This window comes from Staphylococcus parequorum, from assembly GCF_039237145.1.
GTDB lineage: Bacteria > Bacillota > Bacilli > Staphylococcales > Staphylococcaceae > Staphylococcus > Staphylococcus equorum_A.
The window spans coordinates 1875000-1896384 of record NZ_CP150682.1; the positions used below are offsets into that span (position 1 = coordinate 1875000).

Sequence of the window (21385 nt, forward strand, 5' to 3'; positions counted from 1 at the left end):
TAAGAATCTTTTTGAGAAATTATACACATAATAAAAGTACAACAATACTTTCATTATTTTTGTACTACTACAGCTTTTAATAAAAAAAGACAAACCAAACGTGAAAATTTGCTTGGTTTGCCTAGAAGTTAGTATATTCCACAATAATACGAGAGCTCTAAATTGTTAATTTAAAGTGGGTTCATTTTCACGAACTGGTTCTTCGGTAATATCTTTATTTTTATTCGTCTTCTTTTTAGGAATCGGAACGATATAATTGCCATAAGGTAATTTACCAATTAAGTATACTAATAATGCAGATAGTGCAACTGCTGCAATAAAGACACTCACAAATTTACTTTGTGGTGCTATATTCTCTACAATTGGTAATCTTTTCACAAATTGTATGGCAACATAGTGAACTAAGTATATCCCCATTGAATAGTTACCAATTACCGTTAACGTATTTAATACAATCTTATTTTTCTTAACATGCTCGTACATGTAATTAAGAAAAACGATAAAGAATGGAATATAAATAATGTTCGATATTGTGATTGAACTATTGAGATTTTCTAAATCAATACTTATGAGTAAATCTATAAATAATATTGCAATAATTATAGTAAGCGGCGTTTTATACTTAAATATCAATTCTTTTATTTCATTATAAAATTTAGCATATACAATGCCTAGCATAAAGAATGAAATCCAATTCAAAATAAACAGTTTATCATTAACAAAGCGTTCGACGCCTCCGCCACCTAATGAAATTGGCTGAATGACGATCCAAACAATGTTGACAATGGTCGCTAAAATGAAAACCGATATGATTGGCCAACCTTTTTTAAATTTATGCACAAATGGAAAAAGAAAATAAAATTGAATGACAGTCAAAATAAAGTATAAATGAAAATTAGCTTTACCATAAACAAAATAGTTAATTAACTTACCGTCATCCTCAAGGTTATGTAAAAAATATTCTCTATATAACAAATAAAAAATCGTCCAAATTATGTAAGGGATAAAGATTTTACTAAATCTAGATTTCATAAAGTAATTCAAACTAAATCCTCTATTAATAACTGATATCGTCAATAAAAAAGCACTAATAACAGCAAATATAGGCGTGCCTAATCTTGCCATTTGATTGATATATCCTAAAGCGTCAGAAGTAAAATCGCCTGTTGAAGCTGAATAACCAATACTATTGACTGTATGAATTGCTACAACTAACATAGCCGCTACTGCTCTTATAATAGGCACTTCATCATAATACTTCACGCAACTGTAGCCCCCCTACTCATAATTAACCTGAAGACTAAGTCTATAATGTTCAACATAAGCTGTAAACCTTGTTGGCGGTGAAAAGTTGAATCTTAATACATTATTATATGTTATTTAATATTTTCTAAACACTCTTTACATTTCAACCTTTTTAAAAAGTAAAATTACTTTTTATTTAAATTAAAATATCAAAGTTTTTTAATTTAGTTTGTGGTTTTAAAAATAGCACCTAGTCATTTGAAATGACTAAGTGCTATTAGCAGTGTTAACTGGGGCATATAATAATTTTTATACATAAGTTTATATCATTGTCCGATTTTGCAATGAATTAAATTATGTTTGATCTGACGGCTTAGCAGCCATAAAATGATAAACATGTAATGTTAAATAAATGACCTCTGCCTCATATATAGTAACATTCAGTTCTTGTTGCAACATTTTCATTATTTTCAAGGCGATATTAAAACACAAAGGGTACTGCGTTTTTAATAATTCTTCAAACGCACTTGTTTTTTGCAATACTTCCCCTTTATTTAATCTTCTTATTAAAAATTGAATATGTCTAATAAACCGTTGATATTGTACCGTTTCTTTATCTATTGTATGTTTCAAATCGTGCTCTAAAATAAAGATACTTTTATTAATCAACACATTTATCGTTTCCATCTCACGTATGGACACTGTTTCAGTATTAGAAGCGATATGTAATGCGATAAAACCAATCTCATCCTCAGGAAAATTCACTTCTAAAACATCGTTTAATCGTTCAATTACTTTTTCTGCTATTTCATATGCCTCACTATATAATTGCTTTGTTTCCATGACGAATGGATTATTAATTAATTGATTTTGTTTCATACGCTTATAAGCAAAAATAATGTGATCTGTTAACGATACAACCAATTTTTGATTGTCTATTTTCATTACCGAATTGGTAATAATATTTACTGCATCAATCACGGCTTGTATCAAGTTATCATCAGCTAATTCAACCAATGTTTTATAATGATCTTGTTGTGATTTTTGATCTAATATATATACTTTTTCAATGGATTGGTTTTCATGTAATGTCATTCCAATCTTTTTATTAAAACCAATGCCTTTTGCAATTAATACATATTCTTGCATTTCATTAGTACAAATAATTACATTGTTATTTAAAACCTTTGTAATAAGGTAAGAACTCATGTCACTCATCCTTCTTATTATGTCAATAAGCATTATATAGTGAAATTTATAAAATTGAAAGTAGTAAAACGCTTTTCTATTAATTTCATAGTATTATTACATAAAAAAACTATGCATTTTCATTTTATAGAAAATACATAGTTACAATCACTTTATATAATTATTTCTTTTTCATGCCCCAGCTTTCAATGCCAAATAAATTAATTTCTAATTCTTCTGGTTTAAAGACAGGCTTTTTACCTGCTTTACGTTGACGTTGGTAATCATTCATAACTGCAAATGCAATATTAGATAATCCTATAATTGCGACTAAGTTGACGATTGCCATTAAGCCCATAAATACATCGGCTGTGCCCCAAACAGTTTCTGTTTTAATTACTGCACCTACAAATACAAGTACAACAACTAAACATCTAAAAACAAATAATAATGTTTTGTTTTTAGATAAAAATTCAATATTTGATTGTCCATAGTAATAATTTCCTACTACAGATGAAAAAGCAAATAATGATATTGCTACTGTTAAGAAAATACCACCAGCACTACCTAAATGTTCATTAAGTGCAGATTGTGTTACTGCAACACCTTGTGCCGCATTTTCACCAAATTCTAATCCTGTATATAATAAAATCATAATCGCAGTTGCTGTACAAACAAGCATAGTATCAAAGAATACACCTAGCGATTGAATTAAACCTTGTTTTACAGGGTGAGGAACGGCTGCTGTTGCCGCAGCATTAGGTGCAGAACCCATACCAGCTTCGTTGGAGAATAAACCACGTTTAACTCCTTGTAAAATCGCTGCACCAACAGCACCACCAGTCGCCTGTTCAAACCCAAAGGCGCTCTTAACAATTGTAGTAATCATTGGAATTATTTGATCATAATTGATAAACAAAATAACAGCTACAAGACCGATATATATGATTGCCATAAATGGTACGATGACTGATGATATTTTGGCAATACTACGGACACCACCAAAAATAATAACACCTGTTAGTACTGCTAAAATGACACCTGTTACAACAGGGCTTACGTTATATTGTGTTTTTAATGATTCAGCGATCGTATTAGATTGCACAGTGTTAAACACAAATGCAAATGTCACTGTAATTAATATGGCAAATAAAACACCTAGCCATTTTTGATTTAAACCTTTAGTTATGTAATAAGCTGGTCCACCACGGAAACCACCATCTTCATCAGGTACTTTATATACCTGTGCTAAAGTTGCTTCTATAAAAGCACTCGCTGCACCAATCAATGCGATAACCCACATCCAGAACACAGCGCCTGGTCCACCTAAAACAATTGCAGTAGCCACACCTGCGATATTACCTGTACCGACACGAGATCCCGCACTTATTGCAAAAGCTTGGAATGGCGAGATACCTTTCTTACCACTATCTAGTGTTTCGGGTTTTTCGCCAATGGCACGAAACATTTCTGGAATCCATCTTAATTGAACAAATTTAGAACTAATAGTAAAGTATAAACCTGCTGTTATTAGTAGTCCAATTAGGTATTGCGACCAGATTAAATCATTCCCGACTTGAACAAAAGTTTTGAACCAATCTGGAATTAAACTATCAAAATTACTCAATTTAATCCCTCTCATCTATATAATTTAAATTTTATAGCAAAATCAAGAGATTTATAGTTATTTCATGTACATATTAATAATCAAAATGCATATGTGCACATGAAAGTGAGCGAAGGTTTAAAAGTGTTTAGCTAAAGGCTTTGCACTATCATATCTTGCTCCACTATAAATCTCTTGGTTTTATTTTTTATTGCACCTAAAAGGTATTTTATCATTATATAGTTGTATTTACTAACAGTTTTTTCAATTTATATTATTTAACAACTAAATTTTCCACTTCTCCAAAGTCATTAATATCTACTATGAAACTACCATTTGTGTATTGTTCTGATAAATGAATATCTTTAATCTCGCCTGTTTCTTGTTGTTTATTTGAATAGATTGTATATTGCTTTTGTCCTGGTTGGACAACTTCGGCAGCTACAATACGATGAGGTGCTTTCTTAAGTTCTTTCAACAATGTAAGACCACGTTGCGCACGTTTTGCTGTTTGCAATACTTTAAATCCTACACGTTTTAATGAACCTCTTTGTGTCGCCATTAGAATTGAATCTTTTTCAGATATCAATTGTGTAAGCACTGCATAATCTTCGTCTTTTAAGTTAATAGATTTAACACCAGCTGCTCTTAAACCAGTATCAGAAAGTTCATCACTACTATATGTTAAGGACATACCTTTATGTGTAAGCACTGTAATCAGTTGTAGTTCTTCTATGCGCATGACATTAATGATTTCATCATCCGTTTTTAACTTCATTGATACTAATGGTTTATTAAAGCGTGAAGTTTTGAACATAGAAACATTACTTTTCTTAATCATACCATCACGTGTAGCAAGAATATAAAATGCTTCAGGTTTAAAGTCACGTTCACAAAAGACATCTACGACATGTTCACCTTCATCAATCGGTACGATTTGTGATACGTGTTGACCCAAATCTTTCCATTTGATCTCTGATAATTTATGCACTGGAATATACAAGTAACGTCCTTTATTAGTAAAGACAAGTGCAGTATCTAAAGTATTAACTTCTTGATATTTAAGCAACTCATCGCCTTCTTTGACACCAACTTCTTCGGCGCCACTTGCATTAAAACTACGTAAAGAAGTACGTTTAATATAACCATGTTTTGTAACGCTCATGATTACAGTTTCACTTGGTATCATAACTTCTTTATCAATTTTGATTTCCGTAATTTCCGCTTCAATTGAAGACAAACGTTTTTGTTTATAGCGATTTCTTATTTCAGTTAATTCTTCTTTAATAACATTTAATAAGGCATCATGATTATCTAGGATGTTTCTTAAAGCTTCGATCGTTTTTTTCAATTCATCATGTTCATTTTGTAATTCAACAATATCTGTATTTGTAAGACGATACAATTGTAACGTCACAATCGCTTCAGCTTGAGCATCACTAAAATCATATTCAGCTACTAAGTTATTTTTAGCATCTTTTTTATTTTTAGAACTTCTAATGAGTTTTATGACCTCATCCAAAATAGAAAGTGCCTTCATTAAACCTTCTACAATATGCATTCTACTTTCAGCATGGTTTAATTCATAGCGCGTACGTTTTGTCACAACATCAATTTGGTGATTGATATAGCTATCAATAAATTGGCGAATGCCCATAAGTATAGGACGTCCATCACTAATCGCAACCATATTAAAGTTATATGCAACTTGTAAATCAGTGTTTTTATATAAGAAGTTCGCCACCGCTTCACTATTTACGTCTTTCTTCAATTCAATTGCTATACGTAAACCAGTTCGGTCTGTTTCATCACGTACTTCAACGATACCATCTACTTTTTTATCTGCGCGTAACTCATCCATTTTTTTAACTAGTGAACTTTTATTCACTTCATAAGGTACTTCAGTAACGATAAGCTCTTTTCTACCATTTCGTAGTTCCTCTAATTCTACTTTAGAACGGACAATGATTTTACCTTTACCGGTTTCATAAGCTTTCTTGATACCGTCAATACCCTGGATAATACCACCAGTAGGAAAATCTGGCCCTTTAATATATTTCATCAATTGACTCACTGTAATATCAGGGTTATCAATATATTTAAGCGTTGCTTGAATTACTTCTGCCAAGTTATGCGGTGGTATATCTGTTGCATAACCTGCAGATATACCGGTACTACCATTAATCAATAAATGAGGTAACCTTGCTGGTAAGACCATAGGCTCCATTGTTGTGTCATCATAGTTCGGCATAAATGGCACTGTTTCTTTATTAATATCTCTTAATAATTCTTCTGAGATACGGCTTAATTTAGCTTCCGTATAACGCATAGCTGCCGCTGGATCATTATCAATACTACCATTGTTCCCTTGCATTTCGATTAGTACATGGCGTAATTTCCATCCTTGACTCAGTCGAACCATTGCGTCATACACAGAGGAATCACCATGTGGATGATATTGTCCAATGACATCACCGACAGTTTTAGCACTTTTACGGAAATTTCTATCATATGTGTTTCCACTTGAATACATTGCATATAAAATACGTCTTTGAACAGGTTTGAGCCCATCACGAACGTCTGGCAATGCACGCTCTTGAATGATGTATTTACTGTACCTACCGAATCGATCGCCAATAACATCTTCTAGCGATAAATCTTGAATTATTTCACTCAATTTATTTCCTCCTCATCGGGGTTTTCCTGTTCTAAAATTTGAATTTCATTATTATCCAAAATACTTTGTTCTTGTTGTAAGCCAAATTCAACATTTTTTTCAATCCATTCACGTCGTGGCGCTACTTTATCACCCATTAATGTTGTCACACGTTTAGAAGAACGCAATTCATCTTCAATTTGTACTCTAATTAACGTTCGAGTTTCAGGATTCATTGTTGTTTCCCACAATTGATCGGCGTTCATTTCACCAAGACCTTTATAACGTTGTAGTGTAAAGCCTTTACCTAATTTATTTTGTAATTGCTCTAATTCTTCGTCAGTCCAAGCATACTCAATTTTTCTCGAAGCACCTTTACCTTTTTCTAATTTGTATAAAGGAGGTAGTGCAATAAATACTCTGCCAGCTTCTACTAAAGGTTTCATATACTTAAAGAAGAATGTTAATAACAACACTTGGATATGTGCGCCATCGGTATCAGCATCTGTCATGATGATGATTCTATTATAATTGCTATCTTCAATCTTAAATTCGTTACCGACACCCGCACCAATTGTATGGATGATTGTGTTAATTTCTTCATTTTTGAATATATCATCCAGTTTAGCTTTTTCTGTATTTATTACTTTACCTCTTAGCGGTAATATAGCTTGATACTTACGATCTCTTCCTAATTTAGCAGAACCACCTGCTGAGTCACCCTCTACTAAGTATATTTCTTTTTTCTCAGTATTTTTACTTTGTGCAGGTGTTAATTTCCCAGAAAGTAATGTGTCTTTACGTTTATTTTTCTTGCCTGAACGTGCATCTTCTCTTGCTTTACGTGCTGCTTCTCTCGCTTGTTGGGCTTTCAGAGCTTTTTTTACTAGAGATTTAGATAATTGCCCTTTTTCTTCTAAATAATACGGCAATTTGTCAGACACAACGGAATCAACTGCACTTCTAGCTTCTGGTGTACCTAACTTAGACTTGGTTTGTCCTTCGAATTGCAGTAATTCTTCCGGCACACGTAACGATATAATTGCTGTAAGCCCTTCTCTTATATCATTACCATCTAGATTCTTATCTTTCTCTTTTAATTCATTAATACGTCGCGCATAATCATTAAACACACGTGTCATAGCTGATTTAAAACCAACTTCATGCGTGCCTCCATCTTTAGTACGAACGTTATTAACAAAACTCAAGATACCTTCTGAGTATTGATCGTTGTATTGAAATGCTACTTCTACTTCAATTTTATTCGCTTCACCTGCAAAATTAGCGACTTCGTGTAATACTTCTTTGCCTTCATTAACATAACTCACAAATTCTTTAATGCCATCTTCATAGTGGTAAACATCTTCACGTTCTTTACCAGCTCTTAAATCTCTAAGCGTGATTTTTAGGCTTTTCAGTAAAAAAGCCGACTCTTGCAATCGTTCACTTAACATATCGTAATTAAATGAAGTTGCTGCTTTGAAAATTTCAGGATCTGGTTTAAACGTTACTTTTGTACCTGTTCTTTTTGTTTTACCATGTTTTTCAAGTCCTGATGATGGTTTACCACCATTTTTAAAACTTTGGGTATATATCGTACCATCTCTACAGATTTCAACTTCCAACCATTCACTCAGCGCATTGACAACTGATGCGCCCACACCGTGTAATCCACCTGAAGTCTTATATCCGCCTTGCCCAAACTTACCGCCTGCATGAAGTACCGTGAAAATGACCTGAACAGTAGGTTTCCCTGACGTGTGGATACCTGTTGGCATGCCACGTCCGTTATCTTCTATTGTAATACTTTCATCTTTATTGATAGTTACTATGATTTCACTACCAAAACCGTTTAATACTTCATCGACGGAATTATCGACAACTTCATACACTAGATGATGTAATCCACGTTTATCGGTAGAACCAACATACATACCAGGTCTTTTTCTTACGGCCTCTAACCCCTCAAGAACCTGAATGGAATCATCCGAATAGTTATTTTGTTTATTCATTGCCAATCGTTTCGCCCTCCTACAAACATACGTTCGTTTTTAAAACTATACATTAGTTATTCTTATATAAATCTGGATAAATTGCAAGCACCAAATCAATTTTCAAAAAATAATTCATTCCTCTATGAAAATTTTTATTCGTCTTATTATGGTCTTGTATGGTAAAATAATTTTAATGTCATTAAAGGATGTGGATTATATATGATGATGATTATAATCATGTTGATACTAAGTTACCTCATTGGTGCATTTCCAAGTGGCTATGTAATAGGAAAATTATTTTATAAAAAAGATATCAGAGAATTTGGTAGTGGCAACACTGGCGCGACAAATAGCTTTAGAGTATTAGGTAAACCAGCAGGCTTCCTAGTTACTTTTTTAGACATATTTAAAGGTTTCATTGTTGTCTTTTTCCCACTATGGTTACCTGTCAGTGCAGAAGGTCCTATTAGTTCATTTTTCACAAATGGATTAATCGTTGGTGCTTTCGCAATTTTAGGTCATGTATATCCAGTTTACCTTGGATTCAAAGGTGGTAAAGCCGTTGCTACAAGTGCTGGCGTTATACTTGGTATGAATCCTGTCTTATTAATTATACTAGCAGCTATTTTCTTTATAATATTGAAATTAACAAAATATGTTTCACTTTCAAGTATTATTGCGTCAATCTGTTGTCTTATTGGTGCTGTACTCATTCGAGACGTCATCTTAGTTATCGTTAGCATCGGTGTAGTTGTATTGCTGATTATTAGACACCGTTCTAATATTGTAAGAATTTTCAAAGGTGAAGAACCCAAAATAAAATGGATGTAACTATTACACAAGTCACTATGTAAACAATCAAGTAATTAAAATAAAAAGCTAGAGGACTTCATTGCCTCCAGCTTTTTATTTTTAGCTTAAGACCCCTAACATCCACGTACGAAGAATTAATTTCTTCGATCACTTTAAAACATCATTACTTCTATTATACTACTAATGTAGTGCTTTAACATAGATTTTCGCTATTTCACATATGTCTAAATTGATTTCAAATAATTTTTTGATAATTTATGCTATAATATCTTTAGTATTACTCAAAACGGGTAATGTATATAATACTAATTTTTAGATTAGTCACTAACTATCATAAGTTAAGCACTTGTGAACCGAAAGGAGACTTTTATTATGGAAATAGAACTTTCAAATAATGCAGTGTCTTGGTTTAAAGAAGAACTTGAATTACCCGAAGGTGATAAAGTCTTACAATTTTTCGTTCGTTATGGTGGAGAATTTCAGTTAAAACAAGGATTTAGCCCTGCCTTTAGCGTAGACAGAAAAGATGAAGTTGAAATTGGTTACGAAAATAATTACGAAGGTTTAGACGTAGTCATCGCTGAAAAAGATTTATGGTATTTTAAAGATGATAATTTATTCATCGATATAAATGATAGTGTTGATGAAATTTCGTATACTACTAAATAATATATAGTTAAATTATTTTGAACTTAAGTTAATGTACAATCAGTGTTGATTATTATCTTTCTTCTATATAATATTGCTTAAACAGTTGTATTTAAACTTTTAGATTCAAATGATTTATCATTAGTATAATTAAAGAAGCTTTCGAGATAAAAGAATTAAAGTTAAACAAGAAAAAGGATGATTTCTATTAAATAATATAGAAATCATCCTTTTTTATTTGTTTTACCATGTATCTTTTAATTAACATTTAACGAAAAGTAGTATTGAGTTAAATACCTTTTACAAGCTCTAACGTTTCGCCCGCTTTATTTTTTTGATCAATATCAAGATAAGCTGCATGCCACTCTGGGAAATACTTATCTAGTCTAATTGGTTTAAAGTCTTCCTTTTTAATACAAGTTAAAGTAGTAGATCCTGTAGTCGCTAACTCGTCTGCTTCATTAAAAATCTCATAACGATAAACATATCTCAATCTAGAGTATTTATCTACCCAAGTCTTAATTGTTACCTTTTCTGGATACGTGATGGATTTAATATATTTAATATCTATATCTGTTACTGGTGAGATAATACCCGCATCTTCCATGTCTTTATAACTGAAGCCCAATTTAGAAATATAGTCTGTACGTGCGACTTCGAACCATGTAGGGTAATTACCATGATAGATTACGCCCATTTGATCTGTCTCTTGATAACGTGATTCTATTTTTGTCATACTGTAAATCATTTTACGTCCTCTTTTCAAATACACATAGTCATTATTACACATTAAATATTAACATAAAAAAGGGAGCAGGACAGAAATCAACGTTTGATTTCATTTTCCCACCCCCCACAAGACTGATTAGATAAAGAAATACAAGTGCTTAAGCTCTTGCATAAGAACTTAAAACAAGTGAATTTATATATCAGACAGCTAATGTGTAATCATTAAGTTATTAATTACTAGCTAATTTTTTTCTTAATACAAGTTGTAAGATACCACCATGGCGGTAATAATCCATTTCTACATTTGAATCAAAACGTGCAACTGCTTCAAATTCAATGACTTTACCATTTTCTTTTTTAGCTTGTACTTTAACTAAATCATGAGGTTTAACATTTTCATCAATATCAACTGAAATAACTTCAGTTCCATCGATACCTAAACTTTCTGAAGACTCTCCGTCTTTAAATTGTAAAGGTAAAACACCCATCATAACTAAGTTTGAACGGTGAATACGTTCGTAACTTTGAGCAATAACTGTTTTAACACCTAAAAGGTTTGTACCTTTAGCTGCCCAGTCACGTGAAGATCCCATACCGTAGTCATTACCAGCTAATACTACTAAACCAGTGCCATCTTCTTTATATTTCATTGCTGCATCGTATATTGGCATTTGTTCACCTGTTGGCCAATACGTTGTGAATCCGCCTTCTGTACCTGGAGCCAATTCGTTTTTAATACGAATATTAGCGAAAGTACCACGGACCATAACTTCATGGTTACCACGACGTGAGCCATATGAGTTAAATTGACGAATTGGAACATCATGATCCAATAAGTATTTACCTGCTGGTGTGTCTTTGCCAATAGCACCTGCTGGCGAAATATGGTCAGTTGTTACTGAATCTCCAAATTTACCCATAACACGTAAATTTTTAAGTGATTCAATTGTTCCTGGCTCTTTAGATAAGTCTTGGAAGAATGAAGGGTTTTGAATATAAGTAGATTCAGAATCGAAGTCATATAACGGTTTATCTGTAACATCGATTTCGTTCCACATTTCATTATTATTGTATACCGTTGCATACTCTTCTTTGAACAATTCAGGTGTAACAACATTATCTACAGTATCTGAAACTTCTTTAATTGTAGGCCAAATGTCTTTTAGATATACATCTTCGCCATCTTTGCCTTTACCTAGTGGTTCATTTTGTAAATCGATATTTACTGTACCTGCTAAAGCATAAGCAACAACTAATTGTGGTGAAGCTAAGTAGTTACCTTTAACTAAAGGATGGATACGTCCTTCAAAGTTACGGTTACCTGATAATACAGATGTAACTAATAAATCTTCTTCTGCTATAGCTTTTTCAATTTCTTCACGTAATGGACCTGAGTTACCAATACAAGTTGTACAACCATAACCTACAAGGTTGAATCCAAGTTTATCAAGATAATTGTTTAAACCTGAATCATTTAAATAGCCTGTAACAACTTTTGAACCTGGTGCTAATGAAGTCTTAACGTATTCTGGCACTTCTAATCCTTTTTCTACTGCTTTCTTAGCAACTAGTCCAGCACCTAACATTACATATGGGTTAGATGTATTTGTACATGATGTAATTGCAGCAATAGCTAGGTCGCCCGTTTTCATTGTTGTACTTGAACCGTCTTTAAATTCAATATCAACAGTTTTATCAAACTCGCTCTCATCAAATCCGTGACCTTGGTTACCTGCTGGTGCAGTAACTGATTTTTGGAATTCAGTTTTCATATCACTTAAGAAAATTAAATCTTGAGGACGTTTTGGTCCTGCTAATGAAGCTTCAACAGTTGATAAATCTAATTCAACAACTTTAGTATATTCTGGTTCATCATCTTCTACTGTGAAGAACATGCTGTTTTCTTGTAAATATTTTTTCACAAGTTGGATTTGATCCTCAGAACGACCTGTTAAGCGCATATATTTTAATGCTTCTTCATCTACTGGGAAGAAACCACAAGTCGCACCATATTCTGGAGCCATGTTTGCAATAGTTGCACGGTCTGCCAATGGTAAATGTTGTACACCTGGACCAAAGAATTCAACAAACTTGCCAACCACGCCTTGTTTACGTAACTCTTGAGTCACACGTAAAGCTAAATCTGTAGCTGTTGCACCTTGTGGTAATGCGTTAGATAATCTAACACCAATCACTTCAGGGATTGGGAAGTATGAAGGTTGACCAAGCATTCCTGCTTCGGCTTCGATACCACCTACGCCCCAACCTAATACACCAAGACCATTAATCATTGTCGTATGTGAGTCAGTACCAACTAATGTGTCAGGAAACGCTACAGTTTCACCATCTACTTCACGAGCATGAACAACATTTGCTAAATACTCTAAGTTAACTTGGTGAACGATACCAGTTGCTGGTGGCACTGCACTATAATTGTTAAATGCTTTAGTAGCCCAATTTAAAAATTGATAACGTTCGTAGTTTCTTTCAAATTCTAATTTCATATTACGTTCTAATGCATCTGGATTTGCATAGCTATCAACTTGAACTGAGTGGTCAATAACTAAATCTACTGGTACTTCTGGGTTGATTTTATCCAAATCTCCGCCAACATCATTCATTGCTTTACGTAATGATGCTAAGTCTACAACTGCAGGAACACCTGTGAAATCTTGTAGAATAACACGAGATGGTTTAAATGGTACTTCGCCTTCTGCGCCTTTGTTAAAGTCAGATAATGCTTTGATGTGTTCATCAGTGATTACAAAACCATCTTCTTGTCTTAAAACAGACTCTAGTAATACTCTAATTGAGTATGGTAATTTTGATACTTTCGTTAAACCTTGTTCTTCTAACGTATTTAAATCATAAAATGTATATGATTTTCCGTTAAGCTCAAACGATTTTTTCGCTTGTTGTTTGATATTAGAAGCCATAAAAATCCCCCTTGAAATTTATATTGATTATATGCCGTTATCTGAATTGTATAATTAAATGCAACTTAAAACAACTACATAATACTAGAAACCTATATAATTTAGATTTGATTTTTCAATCAGTATGTATAAGTATAACTTATCACGCTATGATTGTGTAATAAGTTAATGTTATCAATTGAGAATCATTATCACCTATATTTAATTATATATACAATTCTTTTTACTGTTTTGCTTATATTTTTTATTTATATTAAACGCTTTAACAAAAACCGCTCCTGCTTAATATTTAATCTTTTTGCGCACAAAAAAACTGGAGGCCCATTAGGATCCCCCAGTTAATTCACATTATTTTTCGTTTTTTTCATCGTCTCTTAATGGTTTACGTCTTTCAATAATGTCATCTTCATAATCATCTTCTTGATGTTGCACATAATCTTGCAATCTATGTTTGTTAGGCGTCAATGTTAAGCCTAAGAACTTACGCTCTTTATTGGCATCTTTGTAGAATGAAACCATCATCATTATAACTACAAAGGAGAACGGCAAGGCACTTATAATGGCGGCACTCTGAATCGCGTTCAGTGCTTGTGCACCATCACCCCCACCTGCAAATAATAATACGAAAGCAATTAATGATTGTGCAATACCCCAAGTTACTTTAATGTAATTCGAAGGATTTAACGAACCATATGTCGTTTGCATACCTAATACGAATGTAGCTGAGTCTGCTGAAGTAATAAAGAATGATGCAATTAATATTAATGCAACGATTGATAATATAATACCCATAGGTATTTCGTTAAACACAGCAAAGAGTTGTGTTTCTACGGTCATATCGAATATTTCAGGATTTTTCTTACCAGTTTCAATACCTAGTACTCCAAATACACTGAACCAAACGAAACTTACTAATGCAGGCACTAAAAGTACACCAGAAATAAATTCACGGATAGAACGTCCTTTAGATACACGTGCAATAAATATACCTACGAATGGACTCCAGCTTAACCACCAGCCCCAATAGTAAAGTGTCCAACTAGACATCCATTCACTCTTTTGAGGGTTTAAAGCTGCTGTATCAAATGAGTTAAATAGGAACGAGTTCAATAGACTACCTGTTGAACTTGTCATCATATTTAAAATTAATACAGTTGGGCCAATAATAAGTACAGCTATCATCAATATTAAACCTAAACTAATATTTAGATTACTTAAATATTGGATACCTTTACTTAATCCAGACCAAGCACTCATGATAAATAATATAGTTACAATCACAATAATAATTGCTTGTACCCATATATTATTTGGAATTCCGAATAAGTAATTCAAACCACCATTGATTTGTAATGCGCCCATACCAAGTGATACGGCAACACCAACAACAGTAGCAAATACTGCTAATACATCGATTATTGTTCCAATAGGACCTTCTACTTTATCGCCTAAGATAGGTCGTAAAGTTCTAGAAATAAGTCCTGGTTCGCCTTTTCTAAATTGAGCATACGCTAGCGCTAATGCTACTACGCCATAAATTGCCCATGCGTGGAAGCCCCAATGGAAGAATGTTGCGCGTAAACCTTCAGTATACGCTTCAGTTGTTTTTGGATCTGCAGTTGGTGGCGCAGCAAAGTTAGCCATTGGTTCAGCCGCTCCATAGAATACAAGTCCAATTCCCATACCAGCACTAAATAACATCGCAAACCATGAAATTGTATTAAATTCAGGTTTATCATTCGGTTTACCAAGTTTCAGTTTACCGATTGGGCTAAATATTAGGAAAACACAGAAGAAAACAATGAACGTTGTAAGTATTAAGTAATACCATCCAAGTTTTTCTGTTATCCATAGTTTGATTGTATTTGTTACAGTGTCAAACTGTTCAGGCAAGAATGCACCTATAAGTACTACAATCGCTACGAGTATCGCACTATAGATAAAAACTGGAGATATTTTCTTACCACTAAGTCTATCGTTAGAAGAATTCATTAATAATAACTCCCTTTCTCATCTTATTTAATTTTTTAAAATCCTAAATAGAAAAAACACTATAAATTCTATTTTTATCTTTCGCCACGTATTAGAATAACAAACCCTAGTGTTAATATCAAATTTAGTTAAAAAAACTATTCTCTTTATTTAAAACTTATTGTATAATAAAATTTATATTTAATTAAGAGGTGTTATAAAATGTTGAAGGAATTTAAAGAATTTGCATTAAAAGGTAATGTCTTAGATTTAGCGGTAGCTGTAGTAATGGGTGCAGCTTTCAACAAAATTGTTACAGCACTAGTTGCATACATCATCATGCCTTTAATTGGCTTGATTTTCGGAACTGTTGACTTTGCAAAAAGTTGGACATTCATGGGCATCGAATATGGTATGTTTGTACAATCAATTATAGATTTCATTATCATTGCTTTTGCATTATTCATCTTTGTTAAAATTGCAAACACCTTAATGAAACCTGAAGAAGAAGAAGTAGAAGAAAATACTGTATTACTAACAGAAATTCGTGATTTACTACGTGAAAAAAATTAATAAAAAGCAATAAGCATTTGATATCCATTGCTTCTTACTACCAACTAAGTCTAACGATTTTGTTGGTATTTTTTATGCATGTTTACCGCAGACAAAGCCTCAGCCTGACGTAGTCTTTGACTAGCGTATTTCCTGCATGGGTCAACCCAAAGCACCATCATTTTCTAATAATTCAACAACCAAAAAACATTGATGTATAACCAGTTTTTGGTTTCTTGAATGCTATTTTGAGTTTCAAATGAATGTCACTTCGTGGGTTACCTAAAGTTAAACGAGAAGTAGAATTAGTATTAATGGCAATAAATATAAGAAAAATAGCAACTCATTGAGCTACTAAAATGGATAAGCGATTAAAAATGGTGGTTTCTACTTTATTTCACGTAGAAACCACCATTTTTTAGTTTACTATGAAGCCTATGTCTCAGACTCCTCTATAAGCATATTGGCAGTAGCTGACTGAATTGAAAATATGCTTATATCATGCTTTTGTATTCAACTTTATAGTCAACTTTGCCGGGCTGGGCTCATGCGATGAAATCTTTTTAGAAAAACTAGATTTCTGTACCAATCCCTTATTCAATTATTGCCTTTTAAATTGTGTAGTACTTTGATATTGCTCTGTACTAACTTCAAGTATTAACGGAATTCTTTGCTTAAGTTCACTTACGTGAGAAATAATACCTACCATTCTCCCTGTAGATTTCAAACTCAGTAATGTATCTAACGCTGTTTCTAATGTTTCTTGATCTAATGTTCCGAAACCTTCATCTACAAACATAGAATCTAAAGCAATTCCTCCAGACTCTTGTTGAACTACTTCACTAAGTCCTAATGCTAAGGCTAATGATGCTTGGAAAGTTTCTCCACCAGATAATGATGAAATATGTCGAGATTGATTCGAATGCGAGTCAAAGACGTCTATTTCAAGTCCACTGTAACCTTGTGATATTTGTTCTCTTCTTGTTAATTGGTAGCGTTGCCCTGTCATCAATGCTAAACGTTGATTGGCTTGAGCAAGAATTCGTTCCAAGTAGTAAATTAATACATAGTTTTCTAACGTTAACTTTTGATCATTTTTACCTGACAATATTTCGGCTAATTGAAACACTTCTTGCTGTGCTTTCAATTCCTTTTCTAATGTTTCTATAATTGAATTAATCTCATTGATTTTCTTCTGATTAAAATCAATCTTATATTCATGTTGGCTTAATTCCGTAGCTATCTTGTCTAATACTTGTTGCTTTTGTTGATAGATTTCTTTTAAATGTTGGCTATCTTCAAGTTTTTTATTTTTTGTTTCTTCACTAAGCTGTGTAATAACTAATTCTAATGACTGTTTCTCTTTATTGTAAGTATTGACCTCTGCTTCAATTTTGTCTTTATCTGCTACTTTAACTATTGTTGCTTCCACCTGCTCAAATTGAGTGAAGCCAATTCTATCCATTTCTTCATCTATCTTCAGATTCATATTTTCCAATTCATTTTTTAATTCTTTTAAACTTGATTCTAAATATGCTTTACTATTTTCTTCAATAGACAGTTGTTGGTTACTATTTAGAATATTTTGTTCTAATTTATTAAAAACATTGTCATATTCTTTTATCTTTTCTAAATTACTTTCATAAGCTTTCACAAACTTAGCAACATTATCAAGTTCGGTGTTATGTTCGAAATCATTTATAGTAATATCATTTTCTCTTAGAGTATGTTGCTTATTTTTCATATCTAATTCAAGCGTATGATAAGTTTGTTCGTTTTTTTGTAATTGTTCTTTTAATTGATTAATCTCTTCATTTTCTTTTTCTAAATTCTCTTTTTCATCATATTTATAATCAATACGCTTTTCAAGTTCACGATAATTCGTATTATTAAGCTCTTCTTGAGAAAATTTTTCTATTTGTTCATTTAAATAGTTTAATTCACTTTCACATTTTATCTTTTTCTCTTTTATATCTTTATGTTGTTCTTCTATTGCAGTTAACGCTTGATGTCTTTCAGTTAGTTCATCAAAGTCTAGATGTTGCTCAATTGAATGTACTTCATTTCCACAAATCGGGCATGTATCACCTGAATTTAATGCTGATTGAACTTTTGCAATAATATCCTTTTTATTGTTTAAATCTATATTCGTTTTGTCTATATTAGAGTATTTGTCATCTAATTGTTGAAGCTGCATATGAAATTTTTCTATATCTGTTAACTTTTGTTTTTTTCTGTTTTGTAAGCTTTCAAATTCAATTTTTTTGAGTTCATTCTGTTTTAACTCTTTGATTTCATTATTTAAATTATAAATTTGTGCATTAAGCAATTCAACTTTTTTATAATCACTGTTACGATGGTTTAACTTCTTAGCGAGATCATCCAGTAGTTGCTTTTGTGTTTTAACCTTTTCTTCAAGTGTTTTATAAGCTTTATTTATTGTTTCACGTTGATGATATGCCTCTCGATATTTACTTGCTTTATCATAAAACAACTTACATTTTTCTACATACTTTCTAAAACCTTCTAATATATCTGAAGACTGTAAATGTTTTTCGAGTTGTTTTTTATTTTCATGTGACTTATCTTTGAGTGAATTAATCGATTTTTCTTTTTCTTCGATATCTTTTATTGATTTTTCTTTTTTTAAAGTTAACGTTTCTTTAGACTCTAACAAATTAGCTAACGGTCTTACTTCATAAATTTCATTTAATAGTTGGATTTTCTTTTTGATTTCGTCATCAACTAAAAGTAACTGTTCATATTGCAGTTGTTTCTCTTTAAGCTGCGTTAATGCTTCTTCAAGTTTTAAATTATAATTTAAATTATTTTCTGCCGTGGTCACTTCATCTTTATATTTACTCTTTTTTTCTTTTATTTCTTGTTGTATTTTTCGTGCTTTTTCTTTAAATTCTGGTAATACTTTCATAATTCGATTTGTTTGTCTAGCATTGATTGTTTTATATTCAGTTAATAGTTCATCGTTAAATGTTTCAATATCATGCCAATTATTTTCTAACATATTGAATCTTTTTTCAATTTGTTCTCTAACTTCTTTTACGTCGTTACTCAAGTGTTTCTGTATTTCTTCAAAACGCTGACTATTAAAAAGTGTCCTTAAAATTTCTTGCTTCTCTGAGCTTTTAGATAGTAAAAATCTCTTGAATTCTCCCTGAGGTAATATAAAAAGTTGTCTGAATTGCTCAGCGTTTACGCCTAATAAATCTCTGATAAATTGATTACCCGTATTTATTTTACTCTCTCTGAGATTATATTCATTGTCTTCGTATTGGTATATTGCTAACTGGCCTAGCGTTTTATTTTTATTACCTTCTTTAATAAATGCACCTTGTCGCACAATCTTAAAAATATGGTCTCTTAGTTTAAATTCAAATTCTACAATCATAGGTGTCTTGCTATCTGCAAAATGACTTCTTAAATCACTCTCTTTTCTATCTTTAGTAGACGCTTCACCAAAAAGTGCATAGACAATTGCGTCAAAAACCATTGTCTTACCTGATCCAGTTTTACCACTGATTAAAAAAAGTTGATTATCTTTTACGTTATTAAAATCTATCATTTCTTTTAAGAAAGGTCCGAAATTATTTAAATTTAATGTTAAAGGTCTCATTTATTCAGATTCTCCTTCGAGCAAATCATTTAACACCTTAGCTACTGTTTTACTTTGAGTTTGTGTTAGTTCTTCATCAGTAATATTTTTATAGAATTTATCAATTATCGTTTCATCATCTAATTTTTGAATTTCATAGTTATCTTGATGAATGTGTGCACTAAAATCAAAAGTCTGGTTTGTAAGTGCCAATGTATTAGGATAAATTTGTTTTAAATGTACCATTGGATCACTGACATGAGACATATGTTTTAATTTGAAGTGTAAATAATTATCTTTATCTTTTACCTTTAATTTTTCTTGTATCGCGTCTTCGTAATCGCCTTCTACAACTTCTAATTGTCTTAAAGGCGCAATCGGTATGAATTTCTCTTTAATCGTATCTTCATTAATTTCAATGGTTCTATACCCTTTAGGTTGATCCACTTCTGAAAAAGAATATTGGAGTATAGACCCACTATAGCTTATAAAATCAGAATCTATGCTAAACGGATGGTGTAGATGACCCAGCATAACTCTATCAAACTGTTGAAACGAATCAGCTTCTACAGATTCGACTGTCCCTATAGATAAAGGTCTCTCTGATTCTGAACGCACACCACCTTGTACAGTTAAGTGACCAATAAGAATATTGGTATTATTCTTATTTATATTATTACTCATATATTCAATAGATTTACTTAAAGCTTGTTGATAAGTTTCTATCGTATTATCTTTTAAAAAATGTTGAGTTTCATTAATTGTTGCAAACGGTAACGTATAAAAATCTATAGCCCCAATTGAAATAGGTACATTCATATCTTCAAGTTTTGTACGTATATATAAATTTGATTTTTCAAACCACTTGGAACCATAGTTCAATCGTTCTTTACTATCATGGTTACCGCTTATCATAATGAGCGGAATGCCCATCTCTAGATTCAAAGTATCAATTGTACTTTCTAATAATTGAATCGCATCTTTATTCGGATAACTCGTATCATATAAATCACCCGCAATGACTATGACATCCGGTTGTTCATTTTCCATTGCTTCTATAAAACGATTTAAAATATATGCTTGGTCTTCTAATAATGATTTACCATTTAAAATTCTGCCTAAATGCCAATCGGCAGTATGTATTACTTTCATTTTAACACCTCTAATAGAACGTTTGTTCGTATTTATATATTATAATATTTTTACTACTAAGACAAGTATAACCATAATGGCGATGAGACAAAAAGCTAATTTTTCTAATAAAATTTTGTCATATGACTCCAGAACACAAAGATGACTATAAAAAAAGACAATAGCTTCAGCGCTTATATAAGAACTACTTATCTTCATAAATGAAGAACTAATGCTTTAAAAGTTACATATAAAGGAATTTCCACTTCTTTCAACTACTGCCAATATAACAATTGAGGCTGAGAC

13 protein-coding genes are annotated in these 21385 nt (G+C 32.1%); 3 read left to right on the plus strand and 10 right to left on the minus strand.

What is annotated here, in order from left to right; all coding sequences use genetic code 11:
* Positions 1 to 165 precede the first annotated feature (165 nt).
* The 5 genes from AAA453_RS09085 to parE form a co-directional block, all read right to left on the minus strand.
* Positions 166 to 1263 (minus strand): acyltransferase family protein, encoded by a 1098-nt coding sequence (locus AAA453_RS09085; protein WP_427704511.1) that lies wholly within the window; start codon positions 1261 to 1263, stop codon positions 166 to 168.
* 336 nt (positions 1264 to 1599) lie between these two features.
* Positions 1600 to 2454 (minus strand): glucose PTS transporter transcription antiterminator GlcT, encoded by an 855-nt coding sequence (gene glcT / locus AAA453_RS09090; RefSeq protein ID WP_069815753.1) that lies wholly within the window; start codon positions 2452 to 2454, stop codon positions 1600 to 1602.
* A 160-nt stretch (positions 2455 to 2614) separates the two neighbouring features.
* Positions 2615 to 4060 (minus strand): alanine/glycine:cation symporter family protein, encoded by a 1446-nt coding sequence (locus AAA453_RS09095; RefSeq protein ID WP_285323867.1) that lies wholly within the window; start codon positions 4058 to 4060, stop codon positions 2615 to 2617.
* A 253-nt stretch (positions 4061 to 4313) separates the two neighbouring features.
* Positions 4314 to 6716, minus strand: coding sequence for a DNA topoisomerase IV subunit A (gene parC, locus AAA453_RS09100; RefSeq protein WP_427704513.1), 2403 nt, complete (start codon positions 6714 to 6716; stop codon positions 4314 to 4316).
* Complete coding sequence (gene parE / locus AAA453_RS09105; protein WP_427707054.1) at positions 6713 to 8707, minus strand: DNA topoisomerase IV subunit B; 1995 nt, start codon at positions 8705 to 8707, stop codon at positions 6713 to 6715. Before parE ends, parC begins: the two co-directional genes overlap by 4 nt.
* Before the next feature lie 204 nt (positions 8708 to 8911).
* Here parE and plsY point away from each other — a divergent pair, with 204 nt between their 5' ends.
* Positions 8912 to 9520: a glycerol-3-phosphate 1-O-acyltransferase PlsY gene (gene plsY, locus AAA453_RS09110; RefSeq protein ID WP_427707056.1), complete on the plus strand. Its 609-nt coding sequence runs from the start codon at positions 8912 to 8914 to the stop codon at positions 9518 to 9520.
* Between the two features lie 354 nt (positions 9521 to 9874).
* A complete protein-coding gene (locus tag AAA453_RS09115; protein WP_069815759.1) occupies positions 9875 to 10171 on the plus strand; it encodes a HesB/YadR/YfhF family protein in 297 nt (98 codons plus the stop codon).
* A gap of 268 nt (positions 10172 to 10439) precedes the next feature.
* Here the strand turns inward: AAA453_RS09115 and menI are convergent, their stop codons facing one another.
* The 3 genes from menI to AAA453_RS09130 all read right to left on the minus strand — a co-directional run bounded on the left by menI (position 10440) and on the right by AAA453_RS09130 (position 15807).
* Positions 10440 to 10898, minus strand: coding sequence for a 1,4-dihydroxy-2-naphthoyl-CoA hydrolase MenI (gene menI, locus AAA453_RS09120; RefSeq protein ID WP_427704514.1), 459 nt, complete (start codon positions 10896 to 10898; stop codon positions 10440 to 10442).
* 211 nt (positions 10899 to 11109) lie between these two features.
* Positions 11110 to 13815 (minus strand): aconitate hydratase AcnA, encoded by a 2706-nt coding sequence (gene acnA, locus AAA453_RS09125; RefSeq protein ID WP_427704516.1) that lies wholly within the window; start codon positions 13813 to 13815, stop codon positions 11110 to 11112.
* A gap of 348 nt (positions 13816 to 14163) precedes the next feature.
* Positions 14164 to 15807 carry a glycine betaine uptake BCCT transporter gene (locus AAA453_RS09130; RefSeq protein WP_427704518.1) on the minus strand — a complete coding sequence of 548 codons (1644 nt, stop codon included), beginning with the start codon at positions 15805 to 15807 and terminating at the stop codon, positions 14164 to 14166.
* 201 nt (positions 15808 to 16008) lie between these two features.
* On the opposite strand from AAA453_RS09130, the gene mscL reads away from it, so the two are divergent.
* Positions 16009 to 16359 (plus strand): large conductance mechanosensitive channel protein MscL, encoded by a 351-nt coding sequence (mscL, locus tag AAA453_RS09135; protein ID WP_069832151.1) that lies wholly within the window; start codon positions 16009 to 16011, stop codon positions 16357 to 16359.
* A gap of 580 nt (positions 16360 to 16939) precedes the next feature.
* Here the strand turns inward: mscL and sbcC are convergent.
* Together sbcC and sbcD are read right to left on the minus strand one after the other, a co-directional pair.
* Positions 16940 to 19969 (minus strand): exonuclease subunit SbcC, encoded by a 3030-nt coding sequence (gene sbcC, locus AAA453_RS09140; protein WP_427704519.1) that lies wholly within the window; start codon positions 19967 to 19969, stop codon positions 16940 to 16942.
* The gene (gene sbcD / locus AAA453_RS09145; protein WP_427704521.1) at positions 19970 to 21100 is read right to left on the minus strand and encodes an exonuclease subunit SbcD; all 1131 of its coding nucleotides are present in this window, start codon (positions 21098 to 21100) and stop codon (positions 19970 to 19972) included.
* Positions 21101 to 21385 lie beyond the last annotated feature (285 nt).

Coding starts and splice junctions, on each gene's coding strand:
- menI (WP_427704514.1), bottom strand. CDS start 10,898: ATGATTTACAGTATGACAAAAATAGAATCACGTTATCAAGAGACAGAT.
- sbcD (WP_427704521.1), bottom strand. CDS start 21,100: ATGAAAGTAATACATACTGCCGATTGGCATTTAGGCAGAATTTTAAAT.
- acnA (WP_427704516.1), bottom strand. CDS start 13,815: ATGGCTTCTAATATCAAACAACAAGCGAAAAAATCGTTTGAGCTTAAC.
- parE (WP_427707054.1), bottom strand. CDS start 8,707: ATGAATAAACAAAATAACTATTCGGATGATTCCATTCAGGTTCTTGAG.
- glcT (WP_069815753.1), bottom strand. CDS start 2,454: ATGAGTTCTTACCTTATTACAAAGGTTTTAAATAACAATGTAATTATT.
- plsY (WP_427707056.1), top strand. CDS start 8,912: ATGATGATTATAATCATGTTGATACTAAGTTACCTCATTGGTGCATTT.
- AAA453_RS09130 (WP_427704518.1), bottom strand. CDS start 15,807: ATGAATTCTTCTAACGATAGACTTAGTGGTAAGAAAATATCTCCAGTT.
- sbcC (WP_427704519.1), bottom strand. CDS start 19,969: ATGAGACCTTTAACATTAAATTTAAATAATTTCGGACCTTTCTTAAAA.
- mscL (WP_069832151.1), top strand. CDS start 16,009: ATGTTGAAGGAATTTAAAGAATTTGCATTAAAAGGTAATGTCTTAGAT.
- AAA453_RS09115 (WP_069815759.1), top strand. CDS start 9,875: ATGGAAATAGAACTTTCAAATAATGCAGTGTCTTGGTTTAAAGAAGAA.